We start from the raw sequence: 12,595 nt of genomic DNA, 5'->3' as shown, positions 1-12,595 counted from the left end.
GATATTTTCCAACAAGAAAACCACTCCTATAACAATATTCATCTCATATTAATTATTATACCTTATTGCAGTAATAATTCCACTCTATTTTTAGCATCCTCTATAGCCTCATAAGAAGTTTTATACCCCTGTATTGCAAACTTAACTTCCTGCTGTATTACCTTCTCTATTCCAATCCATTCTTCACTTACGGGAATATACCTTGTATAAGACAGACTGTCTTCTATTCTCTGCATATATATATCGTCTGAATACATTCCTTCTATTCCCCTTATTACCGGAAATGTTCCTATAGATTCCAATGATCTTTGAGAACTTTCTTCTAACAGATACTTTAAGAACCTTACACACATATCCGTTTTTTTCTCATCTTCCCCTTTCATTATTCCATAAGAAATTATTCCGCTGCTTAGTACGGTCGGAAGCTTTTCATCCCCCATAGGATAATTTGCAATATCAAAGTTAAATCCCTCTCCCGAATCCTTTAGTCTTTGAAGTGTTGGAATCAACCAGCTTCCTCCGGGATATACCCCAATAACCTTCTCCTTTGTAAACATTTCCCAACATTCACTCTCGTCTAAGTACCCGAACAGCCCCGGAGCTACCTCATATTTGGTTTTCAGGTCCATTACCTTTTCTAACCCCTTCATAGATTTTTCCCCATAAAAAGCATATCTATCCCTTTTCGGATCAATTATTTGAGCTCCGTCACTGATAATCATTCCCCAAATATTATAGCTGTCTTCTTCTACAAATGATAAAAAACCATATCTGTCGACTATTCCATCTCCATCAGAATCATAAGTGAGCTTCTTAAGAACGTCAACAAATTCTTTATAGGTCCAATTTCCGTCCAGAGGAGGAGATACCCCTCTTTCATTAAATAAATCTAAATTGAGATACATAGTATAAGTGGTAAGCATTACGGGAAGAGATAAAAAATCATTTTCTTCCTTAATTTCATTCGTTGCCTGAATTCTCAAACTTTCCAATTCTTCTTCCGTAAAGTACTCGTTTAAAGGTTGCAATTTATCAAAATAAGGAAACATATTGTTCACCGGAATAATATCGGGAAAATTCCCTTTATCCATTTCTTCCTTCATTTTACTATATCCTTCTTTTTCATCCATTGGAGTAAATTCAATGTATACTCCCGGATATCTTTTTTCAAATCTTTTTATTCTTTCCTGAATCCACCCGTATTTACTTCCTGTCTCAGCAGTTAACCGGGGAAAATCCCCAATATTTATAATTCCGGAATAAAGTTCTTCTTCAGCGGGAATTAAACTTTTTATATCCTTAAAAATCATATTATAACTCCAAAATATCATGAAAATAATTAAAATAATTCCCGATAATATTTTAATTACTCTTACACTCATAAGACTCACCTCCTAACTATAAATATTCAAATTCAAAAATCTTTATGTACAAAAAACTTAAAAGAAATACCCGTCATAAAAACTCATATCGGATATTTCTCTTAAAAGTTTAACATTAAATTTAAATACAAATTAGTGGTCTTTAATCATTATCTCAGCTTCTTTATCTGCAATTAATTCCACATGTCCTCCAATAGGAAAAGTCATATTGGGAGTTGTATGTCCAAAATCCACATTTGAAATTACGGGTATATTCTTTAATTCCCTTTTAGATCTTATTATTTTAACTAATTTTTCATCTTCCATTCTGGATGCTAGTTGAAATCTTCCTATAACAATTCCTTTTACTCTTTCAAAATCCGGCTGATGTATTAAGGATTGTAAATCCCTGTCAAAATTCTCTGGAAAAGTCAATTCATCATCTTCAATAAATAATACTGCATCCTTTAAATCCGGCATGAACTCAGTTCCCTGCAGTAAGTTTAAAGTACATAGATTCCCTCCCAATATTTTTCCACAGGCCCTGCCTTTATTTATTACATTATATCCTGTATTTTTATAAAACTTTCTGTTATCTTGGGATAAATACCATGGATCATCGCTCCATTCTTCGGAAGGCAAAACGGTAAAAGGTCTCTCTGAAAAAAGACATTTTTTAAAATATTCGATAGTATATTCTATTCCTTTTTTCATTCCAAAGGTGGAATAGTGCGGACCCGAATATGTAACTAAGGCGGTTTTCCCGTATATTGCATTTGCCAGTGCCGTTATATCGGAATAACCGCATAATATTTTAGGATTATTCTTAATCAAATCATAATCTATATACTTTAATAACTGATTGGAATTATGTCCGCCAATCACAGTTAAAATTCCCTTTACATTTTTATCCGAAAAGGCTTCATGTAAATCCTCTATTCTTTCTTCAATTGTTGAAGACATAAATTCGTCACTGGATTCACAATTTTTAGAAAAACTAATTTTCAAACCCATTTGTGTCAATCGGTTATTTGCAATATTTCTTTGTTCTTCCTTTATAATCTTTAAACTTCGTGCGGGAGCTATAACTCTAATCTCGTCTCCCTCTTTTAACTTTTCAGGTATAACCATAAGCTCACCTTCTAAAATAAATTTTTCTTATATGTAAAAGATGGAGAAGCTGAGCTTCTCCATCTTTTATTGATTCAAATTTATTCAGCCATCTTTTTATATTTCTCATATCTTTCCTTAGCATCTTCCTCGGCCTTCTTGAATAGCTCATCTGCCGATTCGGGGAAAGTCTTCTTTAAAGAAGTATATCTTACTTCACCGTTGATGAAATCCATAAATGGTTCTTTTGGTTCCTTGGAATCCAATATAAACGGATTCTTTCCTTCTTCTTTAAGAAGAGGATTATATCTATACAGATGCCAGTATCCTGTATCTACCGCTTTCTTTTCTTCATTTTGAGTAGTTCCCATCCCTGCTCTGATTCCATGATTAATACATGGAGCATAAGCTATTATTAAAGATGGTCCGTCATAATTTTCCGCTTCAGTCAGAGCTTTAATGAACTGATTCTTATCTGCTCCCATGGATACCTGTGCCACATATACATATCCATAAGATGCTGCAATCATTCCTAAGTCTTTCTTTCTAATCCTTTTTCCCGAAGAAGCAAATTTAGCAACAGCCGCTGTCGGAGTGGATTTCGAAGATTGGCCTCCTGTATTTGAATATACCTCTGTATCAAATACCAATACATTGATATTTTCTCCCGATGCTAACACATGGTCAAGTCCTCCAAAGCCTATATCATATGCCCAGCCGTCACCACCGAAGACCCATACGGATTTCTTGATTAGATAATCCTTTAATTCCGTAATTTCTGCAAGTATTTCCTTGCCTCTCTCATCAGACACTTCTTTTTTCAAAAGAGGAAGTATCTTAAGAGCCGCAGCTTTTGAGCTTCTTGCATCTTCTTTTCCCTTTATCCACTCATCAAATACATTTGATATCTCTTGGTCTATATTTGACGCAATAAACTCCTTCATTAAATCTTCAATTTTGCTTCTCATTTGTTTAACTGCTACAGCCATTCCATAACCATATTCGGCATTATCTTCAAACAAGGAATTTGCCCAAGCCGGTCCTTTACCTTCTTTATTAGTACAATAAGGCATTGAAGGCGCACTTGCTCCCCATATTGATGAACAACCTGTAGCATTAGCTATAATCATCCTGTCTCCAAACAACTGAGTTGCAAGTTTTGCATAAGGTGTCTCTCCACATCCGGCACAAGCTCCCGAGAATTCAAGCAGAGGCTGTGAAAACTGGCTTCCCTTAATACTGTTTAAAGACATCAAATCATCTTTAACCGATACTTTCATTGCATATTCCCAATTCGGAATCTGAGTTTCCGCTTGCTCTTCCAATGGCTTCATAACTAATGCTTTTCCTTTGGCAGGACAAATATCCGCACAATTTCCGCAGCCGGTACAATCCAACGGACTTATCTGAATCCTGTATTCCAGTCCTTCAAGGCCTTTCCCTAAAGCTTTCTTGGTTTCAAAGCTTTCAGGTTTGTTTTCAACTTCTTCTTCATTTAGCAAGAACGGCCTTATTACTGCATGAGGACAAACGAAAGAACATTGGTTACATTGAATACATTTATCTATCTGCCATTCGGGAACATTTACTGCTATCCCTCTCTTTTCATAAGCAGCAGTTCCGCTGGGGAATACTCCGTCTTCCATTCCTGCAAAAGTGCTTACCGGAAGTTTATCTCCTTCTTGTCTATTCATAGGTTCCAAAATATTCTTTATAAAATCTGGGACTTCTTTCTTGGAAACTTCTTTATCGTCTTTGGCACCTTTCCATGAAGAGGTCACCTGAACTTTATTTAACAATTCAATTCCTTTATCTACGGCTTTATAGTTCATATTAACTACTTCTTCACCTTTTCTGCCGTAAGTTTTAGCTATGGATTTCTTCAGGTATTTAACCGCATCATCCATGGGAATAACATCGGCAAGTTTGAAAAAAGCCGACTGCATAATCATGTTTGTTCTGTTCCCTAGGCCTATTTTACTTGCTATATCCGTAGCATCTATTGTATAGAAATTTATATTATGTTCTGCTAAATATCTTTTTACATTTCCAGGAAGCTTTTCTTCCAATTCTTCATTTTTCCAAGTACAATTAAGAAGGAATGTCCCTCCGTCTCTTAGTCCGTCTAAAACGTCATATTGATGCAAATAAGCCTGTTTTGAACATGATATAAAATCTGATTCCTCAATGAGGTAAGTCGATTTTATAGGTTTCTTTCCAAATCTTAAATGGGATATAGTTACTCCTCCGGATTTCTTGGAGTCATAGGAAAAATATCCTTGAGCATAAAGATCTGTTTCGTCACCTATAATTTTTATAGCACTCTTATTGGCTCCAACTGTACCGTCTGAGCCTAACCCCCAGAATTTACATCTGATCGTTCCTTCAGGAGCGGTCTTTATTACTTCCTTTACATCTAAGGATAAATGAGTTACATCATCTACTATGCCTATAGTAAAACCATCTTTTGGACTTCCTGATTTAAGGTTGTCATAAACCGCTTTTATTTGTGACGGAGTAGTATCCTTTGATCCTAATCCGTATCTCCCACCTACAATTAAAGGAGCATTTTCTTTCCCATAGAACAATGATTTCACATCAATATATAAGGGTTCACCTATTGCTCCCGGCTCTTTAGTTCTATCCAACACGGATATTTTCTTAACAGTCTTGGGAAGAACATCGAAGAAATATTTTGCTGAGAAAGGTCTGTATAGATGTACCTTTATTACTCCTACCTTCTCACCCTTTGCTCTCAAATAGTCAATTGTTTCTTCTATAGTTTCCGTTACCGACCCCATAGCTATTATTATATTTTCAGCTTCCGGATCTCCGTAATAATTAAAGGGCTTATAATCTCTCCCTGTAACTTTGTTTATCTCCTGCATATAATCGTTAACCAGGTCAGGTATCTTTTCATAGAATGTATTTGAAGCTTCTCTTTCCTGAAAATAAATATCAGGATTTTGAGCAGTTCCTTTTATATAAGGTCTTTCAGGATTTAAAGAACGATTCCTGAATTCATTAACTGCATCCATATCAATTAAATCTTTAAATACATCATAATCTATTACTTCTATCTTTTGAATTTCATGACTTGTTCTAAACCCGTCAAAGAAATGCAAGAAAGGAACCTTTCCCTTTATTGCACTTAGATGTGCAACTCCTGCCAGATCCATTACTTCCTGAACTCCTCCCGAACAAAGCAATGCAAATCCTGTCTGCCTTGTAGCCATAACATCCTGGTGATCTCCAAAGATAGACAATGCATGACTTGCCAATGCTCTTGCTGAAACGTGAAATACTCCGGGAAGCAATTCTCCTGCAATCTTATACATATTAGGTATCATAAGCAACAAGCCTTGAGATGCCGTAAAGGTCGAAGTCAATGCTCCGGCTGAAAGTGAGCCATGGACTGCACCGCTTGCTCCTGCTTCCGATTGCATTTCTGTAACCTTTACCCTTTGTCCGAAAATATTTTTTTTGCCATGGGCCGACCAATCATCAATCAATTCCGCCATTGTAGAAGAAGGCGTAATAGGATATATTGCCGCCACATCTGTAAATGCATAGGCTACATATGCAGCTGCCGTATTTCCATCCATGGTCTTCATAACTTTTGACATTAAATAAACCCCCCTAAATAAATACTTTGTAGAAAAACTAACACTATAAATGAAATATAATACTTTTTTAGTTTCTCAAACAATTCACAATTTAAGTATAGTAAACATTAATATTAAAGTCAACATCTAACTGCCAATGCTTTTAATTGAAAACATTTTTATTCTTGTATTATTATAATTAAAATTAATTTAAATAAATTTGATTATTTTGTATCAATGTCCCTGAACTTCTTTTTTTCTTCTTTCAATTTCAGATTTTACTCTTTTATCCATTTCTCTTGCCGCACTATATCCCAAAAGTTTCTGCCTGGTATTTCTGGCAGCAACTTCCACTATAGTTGCCGTATTTCTGCCCGGGCGTACCGGAATAACCAATTTGGGAATCCTTTTATCCAATATTTCCGTATATTCTTCATCCAGCCCTACTCTGTCATACTCCTTACTTTCGTCCCAATATTCCAATTGTATGACTAAATCTATAAAGCTCCAGCTCTTTACCGCTCCTACACCATATAGTCTCTCAATATCTAAGATTCCTATACCTCTGATCTCCATAAAATGTCGTATTATTTCAGGGCATACTCCTCTTATTTCATCTTCCATCCTTTTAATTTCCACTATATCGTCCGCTATAAGTCTATGGCCTCTCTTTATTAGCTCCAATGCGGTTTCCGATTTTCCCACTCCGCTTTGTCCCATTAAAAGGATGCCCATGCCGTATACTTCAACCAATACTCCGTGAACCGTCATTTCCGGAGCCAAAACATAGTCAAGGTGATTAATCAATACATTGATAAGTTTAGTAGTGGAAATACCCGTTCTAAATATCGATATATTTTTTTCCTTGGCAAACTGCAGCATTTCAGGAAAAACCGGTAATCCTCGTGAGATAATTACAGCAGGAATAGGATAAGAAAAAATTTTTCTCATCCTTTCAATCCTCGTTTTTTCTTCCAGATTATTGCTGTAATACCATTCTACAGTTCCGATTACCTGAAGCCTTTCAAAAGCAAAATGTTCAAAATAACCTGCCATTTGAAGCCCCGGCCTATTTACCTCACTTTTATTGATTTTCACCTGACTTATATCATCTGAAGCATATATAATTTCCAAGTCCAAATCCTTAACCAATTTATCCAAAGTAACATAATTCATAAATTACCTTTATCTCCCTTCTATTGCTCCGGTATAACCAAACAAGCTAAAAAATATGCTAAAACTCCACCAATGCCGGCAGAAAAAACAGTAAACAATATCCAGACTAATCTTATGATGGTAGGATCAACATCCAAATATTCACCTATTCCTGCACATATCCCACATATCTTCCTGTCCTTTGCCGACCTGTACAACCTTTTTGTCATATTGAATCCCCCTTATTTTCTAAAATAATTGTATACTTCTTCTGCAGCTTTTATATTCATTCCCTCTGCTTTTTTTAACTCTTCCAAAGATGCATTCTTTATATTTTCAACAGAACCAAAATGTTTCAAAAGAGAAACCTTTCTTTTTTTACCTATTCCTCTTATATCGTCTAACTGTGATTTAAATATATCCTTACTTCTTAAGCTCCTATGGTAACTTATCGCAAACCTATGAGCTTCATCTTGAACACGAGTTATAAACCTAAAAAGAGGAGAATTTTTTTCTATATATATCTCTCTTCCATTATACACTATTCCTCTGGTCCTGTGGTAATCATCTTTTACCAATCCACATACGGGAATTCTTATCCCCATGTTGTCTATAACTTCTTCGGCTATAGATACTTGTCCTTTTCCTCCATCTATCATTATCAAATCCGGAAAGGATGAAAATCCCTCGAATCTTATATCCTTCTCCTTAAAGTTTTCTCTTTCTTCTACCCCTCTCTTAAATCTTCTTTTTATTATTTCCTCCATACTTGCATAATCATTAGGACCTGTAACCGTCCTTATTTTAAATCTCCTATAATCACTCTTCTTGGCATCCCCGTTTTCATAGACCACCATAGAGCCAACAGGCTCTATCCCCTGAATATCAGAAATATCATAAGCTTCTATCCTCATGGGAATTTTATCCATAGATAAAATATTTTTAAGCTCCAATAAAGTTCCTTCTTTCTCCATCTTCTTCTTCTTTATTTCTTCGCTATGTTTAATTAACATGTCCTGAGCGTTATCCTTCACCATTTCCATTAACTGGCTTTTTTCTCCTCTCTGAGGTATTTTAAACTTAACCTTAGAACCTCTTTTCTCACCAAGCCATTTAGATATAAGCTCCATATCTTCAAATTCTGTTTCTACATATATTTCCTTTGGAACATATGCTGTTCCAATATAAAACTGTTTAATAAAGGAACTCAATATCCTTCCTCTCTCTTCTTCAAAAGTATCCTCCAATATAAAATGTTCTCGTCCTATTATTTTTCCGCCTCTTATAAAGAATATCTGAACACATGAATCGTCTGTGCCTTTAGCCATTCCTATTACATCCTGATCAGTTACGTTTGTAGATACTACCTTTTGTTTTTCCAATATAATATTTAAAGAATTAAACTGATCTCTATACCTTGCAGCACTTTCAAAATCAAGTTTTTCCGAAGCATCCTTCATCTTATTTTCTATAACCTCTACTAATTTTTCTTCCTTTCCGTTGAGAAACATTATTATCTCGTCAATATATTTCATATATTCCTTTTCATCTATATTGCCCTGGCAAGGCGCCAAACATCTTCCTATATAATAATTTAAACAAGGTCTCTTCTTTCCCATATCCTTTTCCAAGTTTAAATTACACATTCTGATAGGATAAAGGTTATTTATTATTTCTAATGTATTGTTTACTGCATATCCGCTTGGATATGGTCCAAAATATTTAGCCCCGTCTTTTAAAACCCTTCTTACCTTTATTATCCGAGGAAATTTCTCATTAGTTGTTATTTTAATATATGGATAAGACTTATCATCTCTCAAAAGTATATTGTATTTAGGCTTATGTTTCTTTATTAAAGTGGACTCCAAAATCAGGGCTTCCACTTCATTGTCTACTATTATATACTCAAATTCACTGATATTTTTCACCATTGCATTTACCTTGGGAGTATTATTACGTGAAGATTGAAAGTATTGTCTCACCCTTTTTTTTAATGAAATTGCCTTCCCCACATATATTATTTCGTCGTTTATGCTTTTCATTATATACACTCCGGGCTTATCCGGTATCTTCTTTAATTCCTCTTCTATATTAAACATAAAATCACCTTTGTCATTAAAATATAAGTTTTAATCTTCTAAAATATATTATCATATTATCAGTATACAATTGAACAGATTTTTTTATTATTGTATAATAATATTAATACAGAAAATCGGGAGGTAAATGAATGATATCAGTTAAAAAATCTTTATCCTTTTTTATATCCATTTTAGTAACTATAATATTTATATACGCTCTTTCCAATACCATGAGCCTTTTTTTCAATTTAAATAACCAAAGCACCAGAACTATTTTAATAAACCTCATATTGACATTAGGTCTTATGTTTTTTATAACTTTTCAAGGCTCTTTAAATAAAAGATGGAATAAAAAACTGTTACTAAAGGAAAAGGTACTTCTTTCCGCAAACATCGATAAATTTACATTGTCAGAAAAACTTTGGATTTATTTATTAGTATTTCTTATATATTTTACCCCTCTTATAAGGGATTTATCGTTCAAAAACGTTCCTTTAATTAATATATTTATGTTTTTCCCTTCGATTGTAATATTTGAACTTTTGTTAAGAGTTTCAAAAAATAGTTTGAAAACTTATTTTACGGAAAGAGGAATAATAGTGGCCGGATTGGACTTAAGATTATATATTCCTCTCGGAAAACCTATAGACAATTTGGAAGGGTACTATCCTTATAATGCAATAGACAGTTATATTTTCTACCCCGATAAAATTCAGATATTTATTCAATACGAACAGGGAAAATTAGTATTAAAAGAAGATAAGAATACCATAAACAAAATAATATCCATTCTTAAAAAGAATGGAATAGAAACAAGAAAGATCAGTTGATTTTTTATAGCTGATCTTTCTTAAATTCATATAAAATTATATATTCCTTGTTACTTCCTTAAGCCATCTTTTTTCTTCTTCATTTAAATAAGGAGATAATTTATCATATACCTTCTCATGATAATTATTCAGCCATTTTCTCTCACTTTCATCAAGAAGTTCCGGAATTATTCCTTCCAAATCTATAGGACAGTAAGACAGAATTTCAAATTTCATAAACTGTCCTGAATCAGTATTTATATCCTCATGAACTACAACATCGTTTTCTATTCTTATACCATATTTTCCTTCCTTATATACTCCCGGTTCAACGGTCACTACCATACCCTTTTCCATCTTAATATCGTTAGGGACGGGACTTATTCTGTGAGGTCCTTCATGAACATTCAAGAAAAATCCCACTCCATGACCTGTGCCGCATTTATAATCTATTCCTTCCTGCCATAAAGGAAATCTTGCCATAATATCTAAACTCGAACCTGTAGCCCCATATAAAAATCTGGTTTTTATCAGATCTATATGCCCTTTCAAGGTCAGTGTATAACTTCTTTTTTCCTCTTCGGAAATATTTCCGAGAATAAAGGTTCTGGTTATATCCGTAGTTCCGTCTAAATATTGACCTCCCGAATCTATAAGTAGCATACCTTCTTTTTCTAAAGTATACTGAGATTCTTTTGTAGCCGAATAGTGCATCATTGCAGCATGATCCTTATAGGCACATATGGTATCAAAACTCGGTTCAACAAATAGTTTTTGCTGTTTCCTGAAATCCTCCAATTTGTCCTCAGCAGATATTTCAGTCATGGAAATCTTGCCTATATTGTTTTTAAGCCAATAGATGAATTTTACCAAAGCTACTCCGTCTTTTATATAAGCATTCTTCAGATTTTCTATCTCTACGGAATTTTTAACTCCCTTTAATGTTGTTGTAATATTAATTCCTTCTATTATATGGCACTCCTTAGGTATGCTTTTATACAGCCATCTGTTAATCCTTGAAGGATCTAAAAATACATTTTTCCCTCTCGGAATTTCTTCTGCATATTTTCTTATTTCATTGTATTCTTCTATATCGATTCCATTTTTCTTTAACTCTTCTCTGACTTCATTCGGAACTTTTTCTTGATGAACAAAAAGAAATGCCTTCTCCATGGATATCAAAGCATAAGAGGTAACTACAGGATTACATCTGACATCATTGCCTCTGATATTATAAAGCCATGCTATATCATCTAAGCTGCCCAGTATATAATAGTCCGCCCCTTTCTTTTTCAATTCCCCTCTTACTTCTTCAATTTTTTCTCTTGGAGTCTTCCCGGCATATTTAGCATCATGAACAAATATTTTATCCATCGGAAGCTCAGGCCTGTCCGACCACAATTCTCCTATCAGATCCTCACTATCTACAATCTTTATATTTTTCGAAGAAAACTTTTTCTCCATATTTTTCACATCTGATTGGGGAAATATTTTTCCGTTTATTCCCACAGTATCTCCCGGCTTCAAATTATCGATAATCCATTCCTGATAAGTAGGAACTCCCGGCATTCCCATTTTAAACAACTCTATTTCACTATCTTCAATTTGTTTTTCCGCTTGAATAAAATATCGGCCATCAGTCCACAGTATTGCTTTTCTTTCAGTTATCACCACAGTCCCTGCAGAACCGGTAAATCCTGAAATCCATACCCGATCCTGCCAATGATCTCCAAGATATTCGCTCTGATGAGGATCAAAAGTGGGTATAATATAAGCATTTATCCCTTTTTCCTTCATTAATTTTCTCAAGCTTTTAATTCTTTCATTAATGATCATCCTCTTACCTCCTTGTAATTTCATTATATTACATTCATTATATCACAAGATAAGAGTATTTTATTTTAACAAATATTAATTAATTACCTTGACAGGATAATTCCTCTCACATATCCATTCTTATCCAATGTCGCCCCTATTACATCTCCCACTTTTAAATCATTAAATGAAATATTCATTTTATTTTCATTTCTCTCAAATAGAATTATTACATCCTTTCTTACTTTCAATACCGGAAATACTTCTACGGAATTATCATCAAAATGCTGTTCTATTTCCACCTCATTCTTTTCATAATTTATTTCAGTAATCAAACCATAGACAAATTTTTCTCCTTTAAGATAATCACATTCGGAAAAATCCTTATATGTTTTTATTTCTACTGTTTTGTTCTCTTCATCTAAGGCCGCCTCTCCTCCCATGATTCTCACTATTTCGGAAATAGGTGCATATATCCTGTTATTATATATGAATACACTTCTGCCCAAATTCGTCCATTCGTCTTTTACTTTCAATACAAACTCCTTAAAGAACACATTTATCTTTACCGATTCCCCTTGAGAAAATGCCATTGAATATATCATAAAAGCCATAACCATAACAACAATAAATAAAAAAATCCTCTTTTTCATCTATAA

9 protein-coding genes are annotated in these 12,595 nt (G+C 34.1%); 1 reads left to right on the top strand and 8 read right to left on the bottom strand.

The genetic code is table 11. From position 1 onward, the window contains the following. Positions 1-62: 62 nt before the first annotated feature. From PP176A_RS10075 to uvrC, 6 genes are all read right to left on the bottom strand, one after another. Positions 63-1,382 carry an ABC transporter substrate-binding protein gene (locus PP176A_RS10075; RefSeq protein ID WP_083381901.1) on the bottom strand — a complete coding sequence of 440 codons (1,320 nt, stop codon included), beginning with the start codon at positions 1,380-1,382 and terminating at the stop codon, positions 63-65. A gap of 132 nt (positions 1,383-1,514) precedes the next feature. Continuing rightward, positions 1,515-2,492 carry a S66 family peptidase gene (locus tag PP176A_RS10070; protein WP_071140344.1) on the bottom strand — a complete coding sequence of 326 codons (978 nt, stop codon included), beginning with the start codon at positions 2,490-2,492 and terminating at the stop codon, positions 1,515-1,517. Positions 2,493-2,572: 80 nt separating this feature from the next. Continuing rightward, positions 2,573-6,097: a pyruvate:ferredoxin (flavodoxin) oxidoreductase gene (gene nifJ / locus PP176A_RS10065; protein WP_071140343.1), complete on the bottom strand. Its 3,525-nt coding sequence runs from the start codon at positions 6,095-6,097 to the stop codon at positions 2,573-2,575. Positions 6,098-6,310: 213 nt separating this feature from the next. Further along, positions 6,311-7,252, bottom strand: a complete 942-nt coding sequence (hprK, locus tag PP176A_RS10060) for an HPr(Ser) kinase/phosphatase (protein WP_071140342.1) — start codon at positions 7,250-7,252, stop codon at positions 6,311-6,313. Positions 7,253-7,272: 20 nt separating this feature from the next. Beyond that, positions 7,273-7,461, bottom strand: coding sequence for a PspC domain-containing protein (locus tag PP176A_RS10055; RefSeq protein WP_071140341.1), 189 nt, complete (start codon positions 7,459-7,461; stop codon positions 7,273-7,275). 12 nt (positions 7,462-7,473) lie between these two features. Continuing rightward, on the bottom strand, positions 7,474-9,330 hold the full coding sequence (gene uvrC, locus PP176A_RS10050; protein WP_071140340.1) for an excinuclease ABC subunit UvrC: 1,857 nt from the start codon (positions 9,328-9,330) through the stop codon (positions 7,474-7,476). Positions 9,331-9,461: 131 nt separating this feature from the next. On the opposite strand from uvrC, the gene PP176A_RS10045 reads away from it, so the two are divergent. Then, the gene (locus PP176A_RS10045; protein WP_071140339.1) at positions 9,462-10,142 is read left to right on the top strand and encodes a hypothetical protein; all 681 of its coding nucleotides are present in this window, start codon (positions 9,462-9,464) and stop codon (positions 10,140-10,142) included. Positions 10,143-10,178: 36 nt separating this feature from the next. On the opposite strand, the gene PP176A_RS10040 is transcribed toward PP176A_RS10045, so the two are convergent. Further along, positions 10,179-11,957, bottom strand: a complete 1,779-nt coding sequence (locus PP176A_RS10040) for an aminopeptidase P family protein (protein ID WP_071140338.1) — start codon at positions 11,955-11,957, stop codon at positions 10,179-10,181. Between the two features lie 83 nt (positions 11,958-12,040). Next, positions 12,041-12,589, bottom strand: a complete 549-nt coding sequence (locus PP176A_RS10035) for a hypothetical protein (protein ID WP_071140337.1) — start codon at positions 12,587-12,589, stop codon at positions 12,041-12,043. Between the last annotated feature and the right edge of the window lie 6 nt (positions 12,590-12,595).

Origin of the sequence: Sporanaerobacter sp. PP17-6a, from assembly GCF_900095615.1 — a bacterium.
In the GTDB taxonomy this organism is placed as follows: Bacteria; Bacillota; Clostridia; order Tissierellales; family Acidilutibacteraceae; genus Acidilutibacter; species Acidilutibacter cellobiosedens.
This window is presented reverse-complemented; position numbering and strand designations above follow the sequence as displayed.

Bases quoted from the DNA above. Each gene is read 5' to 3' on its own strand.
- PP176A_RS10075 (WP_083381901.1), bottom strand. From the start codon at position 1,382: ATGAGTGTAAGAGTAATTAAAATATTATCGGGAATTATTTTAATTATT.
- PP176A_RS10070 (WP_071140344.1), bottom strand. From the start codon at position 2,492: ATGGTTATACCTGAAAAGTTAAAAGAGGGAGACGAGATTAGAGTTATA.
- nifJ (WP_071140343.1), bottom strand. From the start codon at position 6,097: ATGTCAAAAGTTATGAAGACCATGGATGGAAATACGGCAGCTGCATAT.
- hprK (WP_071140342.1), bottom strand. From the start codon at position 7,252: ATGAATTATGTTACTTTGGATAAATTGGTTAAGGATTTGGACTTGGAA.
- PP176A_RS10055 (WP_071140341.1), bottom strand. From the start codon at position 7,461: ATGACAAAAAGGTTGTACAGGTCGGCAAAGGACAGGAAGATATGTGGG.
- uvrC (WP_071140340.1), bottom strand. From the start codon at position 9,330: ATGTTTAATATAGAAGAGGAATTAAAGAAGATACCGGATAAGCCCGGA.
- PP176A_RS10045 (WP_071140339.1), top strand. From the start codon at position 9,462: ATGATATCAGTTAAAAAATCTTTATCCTTTTTTATATCCATTTTAGTA.
- PP176A_RS10040 (WP_071140338.1), bottom strand. From the start codon at position 11,957: ATGATCATTAATGAAAGAATTAAAAGCTTGAGAAAATTAATGAAGGAA.
- PP176A_RS10035 (WP_071140337.1), bottom strand. From the start codon at position 12,589: ATGAAAAAGAGGATTTTTTTATTTATTGTTGTTATGGTTATGGCTTTT.